Raw genomic sequence first — 14,193 nt, forward strand, 5'->3', positions numbered from 1 at the left:
GCCGACTCGCCCCGCAATGGTGGGGGCTCACTGCCTCAGAGTCCACGGCGGAGCAGCCGCTTCGCCGCGTCGTCCCGCTTTTCCCCAGGGCGGCCCCGAGTCGGGTTCCCGAGCATCGGCTTGCAAAACCGCAGGTCTAAAGCTGCGGGATCACCTGAGCCCAGATTGCGACCATGCCGACGAACAGCGCGATCGAGGCGAGTGCGGCGGCTTCTTCGACGAAAATCCTGAACATGGCTTGCTCCATCACCAGAACGTATGAAGAACATTGTTCTCATTTCGTTCTCTAGAGTCAAGCCGTGTGAGCCTGCGCCGAAAATAATGGTTAACTCGCTGAATTCACGCAACAAAAAAGCCCCGGCGCAAGGCCGGGGCTTTCGACGGTCGCTTCTTTCGAAGCAACTATGTCTTAGTAGCGGGCGATGCTGGGGCCGCCGAACTTGTAGTTCAGGCGGACGAGACCCATGTCGACGTCCTGACGGATACGATCGGTCGAGGGCACCAGCGCGAACGTGACGTCCTTGTCCTGCAGGAAGATGTGGTTGTACTCGACACCAACCGACCAGTTCGGCGCGAAACCGAACTCGAGGCCGGCACCGACCGTGCCACCCCAGCGGGTCTGGTCGTTCGAAGCGAGCACCGCGCCCGAAGCCGTGCTGATGACGTCGAACTTGCTGCCGACCACAGCGGCGCCGCCCTTGGCGTAAACGAGGACGTTGTTCCAGGCATAACCGACCTGACCGGTGATCAGACCGAACGAATCGATCTTCGAACGGTTGCGGGTCGCGAACAGCGCGCTGGCGTTGTCGCCCGAGAAGTCAGCCCAGTTGCCCTGGCCTTCCACGCCGAACACCCACTGGCCGGACTGCATGCGATAGCCGATCTGGCCACCGACCGTGCCGCCCGTGGCATCGTGCGAACCTTCGCGGCCACCGCCGACGAGATCCCAGGTCGAATGCGAGGAACCGCCACCGCCGTTGATGCCGATGTAGAAGCCGCTCCAGTCATAGACGGCGGCGATCATCGCGGGCGCCTTGGTGTAAGGACGCGCGGCGAGGTCAGCAGCCAGCGCCGGCGCAGTCGCGCTCAGCGCAACGAGGCTCACAGCAGCAAGCAACAAATTCTTGTTCATTTGATTCCCGTTCCAGTTTCGTCGTTAGGCCCCCGGGCCGTGACGTCGTCATAACAGTGATCGACGAGATTGCTGTAACCTCGACGCAACAGTCAGAGCCAAAGGCCAGCGCTGCGTTAATGGATGTTTAGCAGAGCGCGCAGGAAACCCTTTGAAACAAGTGTTTTCACGAGTTCCAATGTCGACTACACAACATATGTTGCATTCGTGCGAACACATCGTCGCACGCACGATTGCGTGATTGGAGAAAGAGATGCGCAGACAAATTTCGCTTCCCATTGTCGCCACATTTTCGCTCGCAATCGCCACATTCGCCCTCGCGCTGAGTCCGAGTTCCCCTGCACGCGCGTTCGGTACGCGTCATGCGTTCTGCCTCACCGGCGATGAATGGCCGGGGCTGAGCAATTGCACCTTCGACACTTATGCGCAGTGTCAGGCGAGCTCGTCGGGCCGCGCGCTCACCTGCATCGCCAACCCGTATTTCGCGGGCCAGAGCGATGATCCCTATGCCTATCCGAATCGTCCGGGCGCGCAGGCGCCCGGTTATTCACCCGGCTATTACGTGCCGCGCTGAGATGCGCCGCGCAGCTCTCATACTCGTGAGCGTCCTGCTCTTCGCGAGCGGGTCTGCACACGCGCAGACCTACGATCCCGGCTATCCCGTCTGCATGCAGATCTACGGCCCCGTCGGCTATTTCGACTGCCGCTACGGCTCGCTTGAGCAGTGCAGATATCTTGCGGTCGGACGTTCGGCGAGCTGTGTCGCGAATCCCTATTTCGCGCAGAAGAAGAAGGCCCCTCGCCGGTCGAGGCGCATCGACTAGGGTTGGCGCATGCGGGATGCTGATATGCAGCCCGCTCCGTATCGCGGCTCCGCTGTTGACGCGAGCTGATGCGGGTTTAAGTACGACAGACAAATCTTGCAGGGATGGCGACGTTCGCTGGGCTGGTTCCCGTTGACGCCACCAATGCAGGACACATGACGCCCTCGCCTCAAGCGACCTCGCCCCGCGCGACCGCGGCTTCCGCGCCCCCTCGCCTCGCCATCGTCCTGATCTCGCTCGCGATGGGCGGCTTTGCGATCGGAACCACCGAATTCGCGTCGATGAGCCTGCTGCCGTTTTTCGCCGCCGACCTGAAGATCGACGAGCCGACCGCAGGGCACGCGATCAGCGCCTACGCGCTCGGCGTGGTGCTGGGCGCGCCGCTGATCGCCGTGCTTGGCGCGCGGTTCGCGCGGCGCACGCAATTGCTGGCGCTGATGCTGGTGTTCGCGCTCGGCAATGCGCTCACCGCGCTTGCGCCCGGCTTTGGCTGGATGATCGCAGCCCGCTTTCTCTCCGGCTTGCCCCACGGCGCCTATTTCGGCATCGCCGCCTTGGTCGCGGCTTCCCTGGTTCCACTCGATCGCCGTTCGCAGGCCGTTGGCCAGGTGATGCTCGGCTTGACGGTCGCGACGATCATCGGCGTGCCTCTGGCCAATGTGATCGGCCAGGCGGTCGGCTGGCGCGCGAGCTTCGGCCTCGTGTCGGTGCTGGCGCTGCTCACGCTGCTGCTGTGCGCGCTGTTTGCACCGCGCGACCAGGCCGGCCGGTCGGATCCGCTGCGCGAGCTCGCGGCGCTCCGCAGCGGCCGCGTCTGGATCACGCTCGCAATCGGCGCCATCGGCTTCGGCGGCATGTTCGCTGTCTACACTTATCTGGCGTCGACGCTGATCGAGGTCACCAAAGTCAGCCCCGCAATCATTCCGTTCTTCCTGGCCGTGTTCGGCGTCGGCGCCACGCTCGGCAATCTGTTCGTGCCGCGCTTTGCCGACCGCGCACTGATGCCGACGGCGGGCGTCATCCTGCTGTTTGCCGCGGTCGCGCTGCTGCTGTTCCCGCTTGCCGCCGGCAATCCCTGGCTATTGGCGATCGACGTCTTCGCCATTGGCGCCAGCGTCTCGCTCGGCGCCATCCTCCAGACCCGGCTGATGGACGTCGCCGGCGATGCACAGCTGCTCGCCGCCGCGCTGAACCATTCGGCCTTCAACACCGCAAATGCCCTCGGCCCGTTCCTGGGCGGCATTGCCATTCGCGAGGGGCTGGGCTGGACCTCGACCGGTCCCGTCGGCGCAGCGCTGGCGCTGCTGGGCTTCCTGATCTGGACCGTCGCCTGGCGCGACTCGAAGTCTGCAACGGTCGCGGCCGCTTCAAACGGCGACGCTGCTTCGTTCAGGAGCGCGCCCGCAAGACCGGCGCCGCCGTTGGCGCCGGATCATAGCCGTTCCAACCCTGCCACGGATCCGGTGGCCTGACAGCTCAGCTTTGCCAGGGCGAGTTACGGACGCGCGCACACACGTTCGGCTTGTGGAAGCCGGGATCGTGATCCTGGATATAGTCGAAATTGACGGTCCCGAACGTCGTCTGCGGCTTCTTCAGCGCTGAGCACGTCTGCACCTTCAAGAACGCGTTCTTGAAATCGCCGCGCGGGAACGCAGCGATCACCTGATCGCGCTGCTCCGGCGTGTACTCGTCATATCCAACGCCCCCGACGTCCACCACAACGCCTGCCCGCGTGAGCGCGATTTCCGGTCTCATATATTCGGGAATGCCGGGTGTGGTGTGGAGCGCGATCGCCTCCCAGACCAGATCGGCCTGCGGCTCGGCGATGCCGCGTGCCCGGAGAAAGTCGCGGGCAGCGTCGGCGCCGTCGACCTCAAATCGCTTTGTCTCGGTGTGGTAGTGATCGACCAGACCGAGGTCGTGAAACAGCGCCGCGACATAGAGCAACTCGGAATCGAATTTCAGCTTCTGGCGCAGCCCCTTGATCGCGCCGAACGCGTAGACGCGAACCGAATGGTTGAACAGCATCTCGTCTTCGTAACTGCGCACGAGTTCGGCGGCCTCGCGCGCCAGCTTGCTGTCGGGAATCTTGACGCCGGAAATCACGCTGCTCATTTTCGGGCTCCTGCCTTGCATGTCGGCCAATGCCGTTTGCCGTCCGTCAGGCTGCTTTTTCGAGGGCTGCCTGCGGCGTGTTTCGGAAGCTGATCGACATGCGATTGTACGCATTCATCAAGCTGATGGCGATGGTGAGATCGACCAGCTCGCGCTCGCTGAAGACGGCGCGGGCGGCTTGATAGGCTTCATCGGGCACGTTGGTTTCGGCCACGCGGGTCACCGTCTCCGCCCATTCGAGGGCGGCGCGTTCGCGCGCGTCGAAGAGATCGCCGGCCTCGGCCCACGCCTGGAGCAGCGCGAGCTTCTCGATCTTCACCCCGTTCTTGAGCAAATCGCGCGTGTGCATGTCGAGGCAGTAGGCGCAGTTGTTGATCTGCGAGACGCGCAGATAGGCGAGGTTGACGAGCGTCGTGGGAAGTCCGCTCTGCGTGACGTAGCCGTAGACACCACCCAAGGCCTTCGCGCCTCCCGGTGCGACGTGGTTGTAATTGAGGCGTTCACTCATCTGCTTCTCCTGATGCTTGCTGTTGCCGAGGGAAGCGAAGCGCTCCCTGTGCCCCCTTAAATGCTATCGTCCTGGTCCACCTAAAAGTACCAAGAACGCACGAAAATCGTGTACTACGGAGCATGACCAAAGCGCTGCGGCTGAAGCTCGATCGTTCTTCCAGGACGCCGCTGGCCGAGCAGATCCACAGAGGGATCAAAGCCGCCATCGAACGCGGCGTCCTCGCCCCGGGCGCGCGCCTGCCCTCCTGGCAGGATCTGGCCGCCCAACTCGGCGTCGCACGCGGCACCGTGCGCTCGGCTTACGCAAAACTCTCATCCGCCCAACTGATCGTCGCGGCCCGTGCGACCGGAACGCATATCGCGGACCGGCTGTCCTTCCCGGTGCGGCGGGAGAAAGCTCCGGCCCCCGGCTCGTTCATGGAGATGTACCAGGAGCTCACGGCGGGCCCCGCGATCTTCCAGATGGGCGTGCCTGCGCAAGACACCTTTCCGGCCAAACTGCTCGCAAAAATGCGTACGCGGGCGGTTCGCGTCGAGGCGAGCGCGCCGGCGATTTATCCGGACCCGCGTGGCGAGCCGGCCTTGCGGCGCGAGATCGCGGCCTACCTTGCACTGGCGCGCGGGATTGAATGCGCCCCGTCCCAGATCATCATCACCAGCGGCTTCAGCGGCGGCCTCGGCCTGGCACTCCGCGCCCTCAGCCTCGAGCAGAAGAAGGTCTGGGTCGAAAATCCGGGCTTTCCGTTCACCCGGCACGGTCTCGCGCTTGCAAGATTGTCGATCGCGCCGATCCCGGTTGACGCTGACGGTATCGATGTCGATTACGCCCTGAAACATGCGCCCGACGCGGCGCTTGCCGTCGTGACGCCCGGCCAGCAGGCGCCGCTCGGATCGACATTGTCGCTGGCAAGACGCTCGCGCCTGCTCGACTGGGCTGCGCACAGCAGGGCCTGGGTGATCGAGGATGATTATCTCAGCGAGCTTCAGCTCAAGGGCCGGGCCACGCCGGCGCTCGCCTCGCTCGATCGCGCCGGCCGCGTCATCCACATCGGCTCTTTCAGCAAGACCGTGACCCCTACCCTGCGGCTCGGCTTTGTCGTTGCACCGGCGGCGCTGGCGTCGCGATTTGCCGAGGCTGCCGCCTGCCTCGCGCCGGCGCCGGGACCTGCGGTGCAACTCGCCATCGCCGATTTCATGCGCGACGGTCATTACCTGCGGCATCTCCGACGCACCAAGCGCGTCTACGCGGCACAAGGCGATGCCTTGTTTAAACAGCTTCACGCGCGCACGACGAATGTCACGCTTGCGGGCCTCGCCGCAGTGCTGCGATTGCCGGACGGCGCACCTGATCTCGCCATCGCCAGGGAAGCGGCATCGTTCGGACTGGCGCCCACGCCGCTATCGCTCTGGTATGCGTCGAAAGCCTCGGCGCGGCCTGGTCTGTTGCTCGGCATCGCCACATCGCCACAAAGGAAGATCGAGGTGTCCTGCGGGAGGCTCTTTCAGATCATCAGCCGCCACTTGTGAGGGTTCGTGCCGGACGGTGCGCAAAACGCTCCATGGCCACCTGACGTTGTACCCGCGTCGATCATCATGTAACGTCGGCGCTCATCGTCCTCCGTGCGCGGCCCTTCATTTCATGCTTGCCCGTATCCTGCTTCTTGTGGCCGCGTTGTTGCTTCCGGACGCATTGCACGCCGCGGAGACGCCAGCCGAGAAAGCTGGATTTGCCGCGAAGCTGACGATCTATCTCGCCAAGGGCGCACCGGACGCATGCGGGCCGGGCTGCGACCGCTGGATCGCCATCGAGGGCCAGCTCGATGCGGACGCCGGTCAGCGGATTCGCCGCTTCCTCGCCGACGTCAAGGACACGCAGCGCCCGATCTACCTTCATTCGCCCGGCGGCAACGTGGAGCAGTCCTACGTGATCGGGCGGCTGCTGCGCAGCCGCAAGGCGGTGGCGCGGGTCGGCCGGACCACCGTGACAGCCTGCGCCGCCGGCACGCAGGTGGACGCCGCCTGCCTCAAGACGAAGGCCGCGGGCGGCGAGGTCGAGGCCGAGCTCACCACCTATCACGCGATGTGCAACTCGGCCTGCGGCTACCTGTTTCTCGGAGCGACATCGCGCGAGGTCGCCCCCGACGCCGCGCTGGCGGTCCATAATTCCAGGCTCATCCTCAACATTCGCGGCGAGCCGCCGCCGGGCTTGATTGCCGAACTCAGGCAGCGCCGGATGGCAGCCGGCGACCGCGACCGCATCGCGTACATTGCGACGATGGGGATCAGCCGCGAGCTCAACGATCTGATCCGGACCGTGAAGTTCGAAAATTTGCACATGCTGACGCGCGCCGAGCTCTATCGTTTCGGCATCGATACGCGATTGTTTGCCGAGACGATGTGGCGGCTGGACACAGGCGCGCGGCCGGCGGTCAGCAAGATCGCGATGATGAAGAAGGAGAACGATGCCTCGTTCCGGATGATGGAGTGGCGCATGTTCTGTGAAACCAGAACGCGCGTGCCGCTGATGTTCGCAGCCGAGATCGACGGCACCACCACCGGCAAGAGCACTGTTCAGGTGACGGCAGATGCCGACACGGGCAAGGGGGCCGGAGGCTCATCGGTTCGGACCGAAAAGTACGAGATGTGGACCAGCAGCCTCGACCCTGACATGGTCAAGGCCGTCATGGCATCCCGCGCCTTGCATGTGCGCCAGACCACGACCATGCCGGAGGACAAGACGGAGGTCACGACATTCGACGTCGACCTGACGGGCCTGGCATCGGCGCGGGCACAGCTTGCGACGGCATGCGCAGCGGTGGCGCCCAAGCCGAAGAGTCCGTGGCCGGCCATTCCGCCGCCAAGCGCCAGCGCAAAGCCTCCCGCCGCCCCCGCGCCGTGAGTCCGATTGACGATCCCCGATCTCGAAGCGCTCAAGAACGCCGCGCTGTATTCGCCCGGCTATCTCCGGCTCCATGACGCCGGCTGACCGATTTCCTGCAGAGGAACGAGTGACCGCGGATTAGCTTATGTTAATGCATGAGCGGCGCGGGCGTCGCTTGGCCGACAGTGCAACGCGCAAAACAGGGAGAGGAAACCGCCGGCAACAACCGAAATTGGAGGTCCGCGAGATGACACGCTATTATTTCGATCTTCGCGACGAAGACGAGTTGGCCCTCGACGAGGAGGGCCTGGAGCTTCGCGACCTTCGCGCGGCACAGCTCGAGGCTGCGCGGTCGTTGGCCGAAATGGTCCTGGATGCCGTCCACCCTACCGCTTCCGTGAATGACAGGCACTACATGGCTATTGAAGTCCGAGACCCCACTGGTCCCGTGATGCAGGTGAAGTTCACCTTCGAGGTCGAGACGCTGAAGCATTGATCAATGTCGCTCGCCGACCTGGATCGAAGATTTGCCGCCGTCATCCTCTGCTCGACTCCTGTCGATTTCAGCGAATTTGAGCACGGCATTAACATATTCTGGAAGGAGTCTACCGCCAGGGCGGAACGCGCAACGACGGCGTGTTCGCGAAGGCGCCCGCCTCGCCACGCTGCGCCATCCCGTCACGCAGTGACAGCGCCGCGTCATCCAAAGAGCGATGCGACTCGTCGGCCTCGCGCCAGCTGTCCCATGCCGAGGTCTCGATCCCTGCGAGAGCAAGCAGGTCGCGCGCCAGATTGACGCGCGCAAAGAACAGCCCGGTCGTCGGACCGTGACCGAGTTGCGCGGGATCGATCGTTCCGCTTCGGCAGAGCGTCCACGCCTCGATACCGGTGATGAACGCGGTACGCGGCACGTCGACCGGGTCGAAGTCGAACTTGAGCAGGCGGCGATGCAGCTCGTCGAGCTCGGCATCGACCAGAACCCAGCGCTGCTCGTCTCCGGCCCAATATTCGCACACCCAATGATCGTCGTAGGGATTTCCGCTGAAATATCTGGCGAAACCGCAGCGGATGCGGGCGGGCACACCGCGATGCCGCAGGACGGCGCACAACATCATTGAAAAATCACGGCACGTCGCCAATGCCCTCGACGTGCCCAGCCTCGCGACGGTCAGTGGCCGCAGGTCGATCGTCAGAAGCTGCTGCAGGCGCTGCGCCACTGGCAACGTCGCGCGGCTTTGGCCGGAGAAGGCGGCGGGGTCCAGCCCCTGCCGCTCGATCCATGCTTCGTGGATCAGCAATCCGTGCAGCGCGCGGCACACGGCCGGAATATCCGGCGGCAGGCTGCTGATCGAAGCAGCGTAAGCGCCGGGATCGGTGAACACGCTCTGGCCGGCGTAGTCGTCGGGCGTTGCGCGTTCCGTCACGGATTACTCCAACGCCAGGCTGGTGCAGTACAGGCGATTTCCGACTCTACCCCCATCCGCTCAATTGACAAGAGCATTGCCCGCACGACACACGTCCAGCATGTCAGCTTCGTGTTCAGCAAATCGGAACGCGAGACCCGCGGGCTTGCAGTGATCCACCGGCCCGTCGCGCGCGTATACGGTATGACATCATTTCCGGAGAGCTCGATGGCCTATGTGACTGGCTATATCACCGCGCTGATCGCCTTTGGCGCCGTTGACCTCGTTTGGCTTCGCTTCATGGGCCCTGCGCTCTATCGCCCGACGCTCGGGGACATCCTGCTGACCGATCTCCGTGTGGCACCCGCGCTCGCGTTCTATGCAATCTATCCCGTGGGATTGCTCGTCTTCGCCGTGCTGCCCGGACTGAGATCCGGTTCCGCCGTCAATGTAATCGGATCGGCCGCCCTGTTCGGAGCGATCGCCTACGCCACCTACGATCTGACCAATTTCGCAACGCTGCGCAACTGGACGCTCCAGATCACGGTGCTCGACATCGCCTACGGCGCGGCGGCCTCGGCTTTCGCGGCCTTCGTCAGCTTCCTGGTCGTCCGCGCGGTGTCGAACGCCTGAGGGATCAAGCTGGACGTGACGGCGACAGCCGATAATGGCTGACGCCCCATTCTTGTCCGCGGGCGTGACCGAACAGGCCGATCGTGGCGAGAAGGAACAAGCGCCATCGCCGCTGCCAAAGACGCGCGTCCTTGCCGTAGACCTGCTTCAGCACCTCGAAGATCTCGGTTCGATTGCGGTCATAGTTGGCCAGCCAGTCCCGCGCCGTCGTCTCGCAATGCCCGAGGGGAGCGCTTCACCAAGCCGGATCGCGGTTTCGGCAAGTGTCAAACTAGCCTCCCGCGAATGTCTTCGGCGGCCCCGGAAAGAATGCGTTCGTGGTCATCTGATATCTGCGAAATGCCTCGCCGCGATGGGCCAGCATGTGTTCTTCCAGCGGCGGAATGCCTGAGACATAAACGAGCAGCCAGTACATGCAGAGCGGCGCAAGAAGCGCGAAGATGCCCCAGAGATCGTTCCCCGAGAGATCGATGGCCAGCACGGGATAAGCGAGCCAGCCGAGCCATTCGAAGAAGTAGTTGGGATGACGCGACAACCGCCACAGCCCGACGTCGCAGATCTTGCCCTTGTTGACCGGATCATGCCGAAACCGCCGGAGCTGTTCGTCGGCGGCCGCCTCGCCGATCACGGCCACGGCAAAAATCAGCATGGCGATCGCGCTTTGCGCCGGCGGTGCCGAACCATACGCTGCGAGCCACATCGAAAGGGCCAGCGGAATGCTGACGAGCGCCTGCTTCTGCAACAGCAAGAACATCTGGCGTGACGCGTCCGGTCCCCAGTCCTGAACGAGCCTGGCATAGCGCGGATCGTCGGTGATGCCGCGGGTGCGGCGCGCAATGTGCAGCCCCAGCCGAAGCGACCAGACCGCGGCCATCGCCGCAACGATGCCGCTGTGAAAGTCCATTGTCCCTGTCGTCACCGCGCCAATGAAGCCGACGCAGCCAAGCCCGAATGTCCAGATCGTATCGACCCACCCCGAATTCCCCGAGGCGCGCCAGACCAGCCAGGCGGCGGCCATGATGACGGAGAGTCCCGCCGAAAGGCATGCGAGGCCGAGAATGAATGTCGAAGCCGTCATTGCGTCACAACCGAACGAAGGGTTGCAGCAGCTTTCCGAGCCAGCCGCGCAGCTCAAGGTCGCCCTGCATGGCCACCAGGCAGATGCAGACATCGCCCTCTTCGACAAACGGCGTGTGATCGACGGTACTGTCGGCGGCGTCGAAATCGCCGGGGCCGTAACGTCCGAGATCGTGGCGGAACGCGCCCTGGAGCACGCAGGTCCATTCGACCCCGGAATGGCCGTGGTGCGGCAGCGAGGATCCCGGCGCGGCTTTCAACATGAAGACACGCGTTCCCTCACTCTCGGGAACCTCGACCTTTCTCCAGTGCACGCCGGGGCCGATCCATCGCCAGCGTCCGACCTCGTAGGGCGCTAGCACGTCAGGACAATCCGGAGCCGCCTCGCGGATGACGGGCGTGGGCGGTGCGGCCTCGTCCAGCCGCGCAAGAGCCTCGTCCAGCGCGCCGGCGCGCGGGCTGGCCGGCACGGCTCGCTCGACCAATGCGCCACCGAACTGCTCGACCGCTGCGACCGCCGCCCGGCACCGGGGGCACAGGGCGACATGGGCGGCCACCACGACGCTGCGCGGCTCGTCAAGCGTACCCGCCGCGAAGGCGGCCAACGCTTCCTCATCGGGGTGATGTGTGATCGTCGTCATGAATTCTCACCAAGGAAGTCGCGCAGGCGCGCCATGGCCAGCCGCAGCCGGGATTTCACCGTGCCGAGCGGAATGCCGAGCTTGCTCGCGATATCGCCATGGGCGATGCCTTCAAAAAACGACAGCTCCACCACGCGAACCTGCTCCTCCGGCAATCCCGCCAGCGCCGCCCGCACCCGGCTTTCGCGTTCCACGGCCTCGAACGGCACATCGGGCGGATCGGCCTCGGCCGGAAGCATCAGCTCGTACACGTGATGAAGCTGCGTGCGCTGATCCCTGCGGAAACGGTCGATGCGAAGGTTGCGGGCGATGGTGAAGATCCAGGCGGACACCGTCGCCCTCCGGGGATCATAGCTGTCGGCCTTGCGCCAGACGGCGATAAGGGTCTCCTGCGCCAGATCCTCGGCGATCTCGCCCGCGGCACCACCCCTCATCAGCACGGATTTGATGCGCGGCGCGTAGAAATTGAAGAGGTCCTTGAACGCCTCGCGATCCCGGCGCGTCGCGATGGCACGAACCAGGCTGGCGGCTTGTTGCGGCGTAATGGACTCAGCCTCGTGACGCATGATGGCTTCCGGCCGACCGTCCCATCGTCGCCGTCTCTCCCCTGGTCCCGGCCGACGCCTGCCGTACCCTAGCCTAGCTGCTGTGCCGATGGTTTGCATACACCCGATACGCTCCCGGCTCCGCTTTGGATCACCGCGAGCGGCGCGTGATCCAAAACCGTTTCTCGTCCGTATCTGTCCTGGAACGCAAAATCTGCGGTCAACGGACAGAGCCACGAGGACGGGGGCTGATGCAGGGCGAGAACGGACCACGAAAGCGGATTGCGGTCATTGGAACCGGCATATCCGGAATGTCTGCAGCTTGGCTCCTGAGCCAGCGCCATGACGTGACCGTCTACGAACAAGACGGCCGGCTCGGTGGCCATTCCAACACCGTCGAGGTCAGCACCCCCGATGGCGCTGTCCCGGTCGATACCGGCTTCATCGTCTACAACGAGAAAACCTATCCCAATCTCACGGCGCTGTTCGCCCATCTCGGCGTGCCCACGCACCCCTCCGAGATGTCGTTCGCGGTCTCTCTCGAGGACGCCGCGCTGGAATATTCAGGAACCAGCCTGAACGGGCTGTTCGCTCAACGCAGCAACGTCTTCCGCCCGCGTTTCTGGTCGATGCTTGGCGATCTCTGGCGGTTCTATCGCGAGGCGCCGCGGGACCTGTCGTCGCTCGACGATTTCTCCTCGCTGGAGCAATATCTTGACGCCGGCCAATACGGCGAGGTCTTTCGCAGCGACCACCTGTTGCCGATGGCCGCAGCGATCTGGTCGGCTTCGCCCAGCCTGATGCTGCAATATCCGGCAGCCTCGTTCATTCGCTTTCACGACAATCATGGGCTGCTGCGCCTGCGCAACCGGCCGCAATGGCGGACCGTCGTCGGTGGCAGCCGCAATTATGTCGACGCGCTCACGCATCGTTTCAGGGACCGCGTCCACCTCGCCCGCGGTGTCGCGGCAATCCGGCGCCATCGCGACGGCGTCGACGTCAGGGACCGCGGCGGCCACACCGACCAATTCGACGAGGTGGTGATCGCGACGCATGCCGACCAGGCGCTTGCGCTGCTGGATGAGCCCACCGCACATGAGCGAAGCGTGCTCGGTGCATTCCGCTACAGCCAAAATCGCGCCGTCCTCCATAGCGACCCCGTGCTGATGCCCCAGCGCAAGGCGGCATGGGCGAGCTGGAACTACATCGGAGGCAGAGGCACGACCAACAGTCCGACTGTGACTTACTGGATGAATGCCCTTCAGCAACTGCCGACATCGCAGAACTTGTTCGTGACGCTCAATCCCTCGGCCGAACCGAAACAGGTTCTGCACGAGGAATTTTACGACCACCCCATCTTCGACGCCGCGGCCATGAGCGCGCAGCGCCGTCTATGGTCCCTGCAAGGCCAGGATCGGACATGGTTCTGCGGTTCCTATTTCGGCGCCGGTTTCCATGAAGACGGCCTGCAATCAGGGCTCGCCGTCGCCGAGACGCTCGGCGATGTCAGGCGGCCATGGCGAGTGGAAAACGAGTCCGGCCGCATCTATATCGACCATGCAGCCCGTCATCAGACCGGACGACTTGCCGCATGATCCCAACGTCGTGTCTCTACACTGGTCAGGTGGTCCACCGCCGCTTCGCGCCCCGGACGCATCAACTGCGCTACCGGGTGTTCTGGATGTTGCTCGATCTGAGCGACATCGACAATCTCTCGAAACGTCTCAGGTTCTTTTCCCGCAACCGGTTCAATCTCACCGGCTTTGTCGACGCCGACCATGGCGACGGCAGCGACGTTCCGCTTGCGGCTCAGGCTCAGGCCCTGCTGCGACGCGCCGGATGCCGGACAGAGCAGCTCACGATCAAGTTGCTCTGCATGCCGCGCATCCTCGGCTACGGCTTCAATCCGCTGAGCGTCTATTTCTGCGCCGGGCCTGACGGCGCGCTCGAGGCGATCATCTACGAGGTCCACAACACCTTTGGCGAGCGTCACAGCTACGTGATGCCGGTGCGGGAAGCCGCCGCAGAGATCATCGAGCAGCACTGCCCCAAGGAATTCTACGTCTCGCCGTTTCTCGGAATGGACATGGCGTATGATTTTCGCGTCCGGCCTCCGGCCGCGCAGGTCGAGGTGTCCATCCACGGCAAGGAGAACGATCAAACCGTCATCACGGCATCACTGTCGGGAACGCGCCGCGAACTGACTGATCGAGCGCTGATCGAGACTTTTGCCAGCCACCCGTTGCTGACGTTGAAAGTCATTGCGGGCATCCATTGGCAAGCGTTGCGGATGGTGCTGAAGGGCTTTCGCTTTCATGCGCGCAAGCAGGCCGCGCAAGCCACGGCAGAGGTGGCCAATCATCGGGGACTACGGTCTTGAGGTCCGGTTCATCCCTGATATCCCCCGATGTCGTCGCCGGGCCCTCGCGGCT

At 64.0% G+C, this 14,193-nt stretch carries 16 protein-coding genes and 1 pseudogene; 9 read left to right on the plus strand and 8 right to left on the minus strand.

All coding sequences use genetic code 11. The features are described from left to right. Positions 1–409: 409 nt before the first annotated feature. Positions 410–1,132, minus strand: a complete 723-nt coding sequence (locus tag AB7532_RS19980; RefSeq protein ID WP_441236465.1) for an outer membrane protein — start codon at positions 1,130–1,132, stop codon at positions 410–412. Positions 1,133–1,385: 253 nt separating this feature from the next. Between AB7532_RS19980 and AB7532_RS19985 the strand changes: the two genes are divergently transcribed. The 3 genes from AB7532_RS19985 (at position 1,386) to AB7532_RS19995 (ending at position 3,428) form a co-directional block, all read left to right on the plus strand. Then, positions 1,386–1,706: a DUF3551 domain-containing protein gene (locus AB7532_RS19985; protein ID WP_441236466.1), complete on the plus strand. Its 321-nt coding sequence runs from the start codon at positions 1,386–1,388 to the stop codon at positions 1,704–1,706. Position 1,707: 1 nt separating this feature from the next. Further along, positions 1,708–1,956: a DUF3551 domain-containing protein gene (locus AB7532_RS19990; protein ID WP_441236467.1), complete on the plus strand. Its 249-nt coding sequence runs from the start codon at positions 1,708–1,710 to the stop codon at positions 1,954–1,956. A 155-nt stretch (positions 1,957–2,111) separates the two neighbouring features. Beyond that, entirely contained in the window at positions 2,112–3,428 is a 1,317-nt protein-coding gene (locus AB7532_RS19995; RefSeq protein WP_441236468.1) for an MFS transporter, read from the plus strand. Between the two features lie 4 nt (positions 3,429–3,432). On the opposite strand, the gene AB7532_RS20000 is transcribed toward AB7532_RS19995, so the two are convergent. Both AB7532_RS20000 and AB7532_RS20005 read right to left on the minus strand, forming a co-directional pair. Continuing rightward, the gene (locus tag AB7532_RS20000) at positions 3,433–4,071 is read right to left on the minus strand and encodes an HD domain-containing protein (protein WP_441236469.1); all 639 of its coding nucleotides are present in this window, start codon (positions 4,069–4,071) and stop codon (positions 3,433–3,435) included. A gap of 46 nt (positions 4,072–4,117) precedes the next feature. Next, on the minus strand, positions 4,118–4,579 hold the full coding sequence (locus AB7532_RS20005) for a carboxymuconolactone decarboxylase family protein (protein ID WP_441236470.1): 462 nt from the start codon (positions 4,577–4,579) through the stop codon (positions 4,118–4,120). Positions 4,580–4,701: 122 nt separating this feature from the next. Here AB7532_RS20005 and pdxR point away from each other — a divergent pair, with 122 nt between their 5' ends. The 3 genes from pdxR (at position 4,702) to AB7532_RS20020 (ending at position 7,958) form a co-directional block, all read left to right on the plus strand. After that, complete coding sequence (gene pdxR, locus AB7532_RS20010; RefSeq protein WP_441236471.1) at positions 4,702–6,108, plus strand: MocR-like pyridoxine biosynthesis transcription factor PdxR; 1,407 nt, start codon at positions 4,702–4,704, stop codon at positions 6,106–6,108. 112 nt (positions 6,109–6,220) lie between these two features. After that, the gene (locus AB7532_RS20015) at positions 6,221–7,480 is read left to right on the plus strand and encodes a hypothetical protein (RefSeq protein WP_441236472.1); all 1,260 of its coding nucleotides are present in this window, start codon (positions 6,221–6,223) and stop codon (positions 7,478–7,480) included. A 229-nt stretch (positions 7,481–7,709) separates the two neighbouring features. Continuing rightward, positions 7,710–7,958, plus strand: coding sequence for a DUF6894 family protein (locus tag AB7532_RS20020; protein WP_441236473.1), 249 nt, complete (start codon positions 7,710–7,712; stop codon positions 7,956–7,958). Positions 7,959–8,067: 109 nt separating this feature from the next. Here AB7532_RS20020 and AB7532_RS20025 read toward each other — a convergent pair whose 3' ends face one another. Beyond that, positions 8,068–8,886, minus strand: a complete 819-nt coding sequence (locus AB7532_RS20025; protein ID WP_441236474.1) for a transglutaminase-like domain-containing protein — start codon at positions 8,884–8,886, stop codon at positions 8,068–8,070. Positions 8,887–9,093: 207 nt separating this feature from the next. Between AB7532_RS20025 and AB7532_RS20030 the strand changes: the two genes are divergently transcribed. Further along, positions 9,094–9,498, plus strand: coding sequence for a DUF2177 family protein (locus AB7532_RS20030; RefSeq protein WP_441236475.1), 405 nt, complete (start codon positions 9,094–9,096; stop codon positions 9,496–9,498). A 4-nt stretch (positions 9,499–9,502) separates the two neighbouring features. Here the strand turns inward: AB7532_RS20030 and AB7532_RS20035 are convergent. The 4 genes and pseudogenes from AB7532_RS20035 to AB7532_RS20050 all read right to left on the minus strand — a co-directional run. Further along, positions 9,503–9,718: pseudogene (locus AB7532_RS20035) on the minus strand (SAM-dependent methyltransferase); the annotation flags it as partial. A gap of 51 nt (positions 9,719–9,769) precedes the next feature. Beyond that, on the minus strand, positions 9,770–10,576 hold the full coding sequence (locus AB7532_RS20040; RefSeq protein ID WP_441236476.1) for a DUF1295 domain-containing protein: 807 nt from the start codon (positions 10,574–10,576) through the stop codon (positions 9,770–9,772). A 4-nt stretch (positions 10,577–10,580) separates the two neighbouring features. Beyond that, positions 10,581–11,216, minus strand: coding sequence for a ChrR family anti-sigma-E factor (locus tag AB7532_RS20045; RefSeq protein ID WP_441236477.1), 636 nt, complete (start codon positions 11,214–11,216; stop codon positions 10,581–10,583). After that, positions 11,213–11,881, minus strand: coding sequence for a sigma-70 family RNA polymerase sigma factor (locus AB7532_RS20050; RefSeq protein WP_441236478.1), 669 nt, complete (start codon positions 11,879–11,881; stop codon positions 11,213–11,215). The genes AB7532_RS20045 and AB7532_RS20050 overlap by 4 nt, the downstream gene beginning before the upstream one ends. A gap of 131 nt (positions 11,882–12,012) precedes the next feature. Here AB7532_RS20050 and AB7532_RS20055 point away from each other — a divergent pair, with 131 nt between their 5' ends. Next, complete coding sequence (locus tag AB7532_RS20055) at positions 12,013–13,356, plus strand: NAD(P)/FAD-dependent oxidoreductase (protein ID WP_441239320.1); 1,344 nt, start codon at positions 12,013–12,015, stop codon at positions 13,354–13,356. Beyond that, on the plus strand, positions 13,353–14,141 hold the full coding sequence (locus AB7532_RS20060) for a DUF1365 domain-containing protein (RefSeq protein WP_441236479.1): 789 nt from the start codon (positions 13,353–13,355) through the stop codon (positions 14,139–14,141). The genes AB7532_RS20055 and AB7532_RS20060 overlap by 4 nt, the downstream gene beginning before the upstream one ends. Positions 14,142–14,193 lie beyond the last annotated feature (52 nt).

The sequence above is a fragment of the Bradyrhizobium sp. 930_D9_N1_4 genome, from assembly GCF_052076015.1.
GTDB lineage: Bacteria > Pseudomonadota > Alphaproteobacteria > Rhizobiales > Xanthobacteraceae > Bradyrhizobium.

Excerpts from the sequence above, each read along its gene's own strand:
- AB7532_RS20015 (WP_441236472.1), top strand. The coding sequence starts at position 6,221 with ATGCTTGCCCGTATCCTGCTTCTTGTGGCCGCGTTGTTGCTTCCGGAC.
- AB7532_RS19990 (WP_441236467.1), top strand. The coding sequence starts at position 1,708 with ATGCGCCGCGCAGCTCTCATACTCGTGAGCGTCCTGCTCTTCGCGAGC.
- AB7532_RS20060 (WP_441236479.1), top strand. The coding sequence starts at position 13,353 with ATGATCCCAACGTCGTGTCTCTACACTGGTCAGGTGGTCCACCGCCGC.
- AB7532_RS20020 (WP_441236473.1), top strand. The coding sequence starts at position 7,710 with ATGACACGCTATTATTTCGATCTTCGCGACGAAGACGAGTTGGCCCTC.
- AB7532_RS20055 (WP_441239320.1), top strand. The coding sequence starts at position 12,013 with ATGCAGGGCGAGAACGGACCACGAAAGCGGATTGCGGTCATTGGAACC.
- AB7532_RS19985 (WP_441236466.1), top strand. The coding sequence starts at position 1,386 with ATGCGCAGACAAATTTCGCTTCCCATTGTCGCCACATTTTCGCTCGCA.
- AB7532_RS20000 (WP_441236469.1), bottom strand. The coding sequence starts at position 4,071 with ATGAGCAGCGTGATTTCCGGCGTCAAGATTCCCGACAGCAAGCTGGCG.
- AB7532_RS20050 (WP_441236478.1), bottom strand. The coding sequence starts at position 11,881 with ATGCAAACCATCGGCACAGCAGCTAGGCTAGGGTACGGCAGGCGTCGG.
- AB7532_RS20045 (WP_441236477.1), bottom strand. The coding sequence starts at position 11,216 with ATGACGACGATCACACATCACCCCGATGAGGAAGCGTTGGCCGCCTTC.
- AB7532_RS19995 (WP_441236468.1), top strand. The coding sequence starts at position 2,112 with ATGACGCCCTCGCCTCAAGCGACCTCGCCCCGCGCGACCGCGGCTTCC.
- pdxR (WP_441236471.1), top strand. The coding sequence starts at position 4,702 with ATGACCAAAGCGCTGCGGCTGAAGCTCGATCGTTCTTCCAGGACGCCG.
- AB7532_RS20005 (WP_441236470.1), bottom strand. The coding sequence starts at position 4,579 with ATGAGTGAACGCCTCAATTACAACCACGTCGCACCGGGAGGCGCGAAG.
- AB7532_RS20030 (WP_441236475.1), top strand. The coding sequence starts at position 9,094 with ATGGCCTATGTGACTGGCTATATCACCGCGCTGATCGCCTTTGGCGCC.
- AB7532_RS20040 (WP_441236476.1), bottom strand. The coding sequence starts at position 10,576 with ATGACGGCTTCGACATTCATTCTCGGCCTCGCATGCCTTTCGGCGGGA.
- AB7532_RS19980 (WP_441236465.1), bottom strand. The coding sequence starts at position 1,132 with ATGAACAAGAATTTGTTGCTTGCTGCTGTGAGCCTCGTTGCGCTGAGC.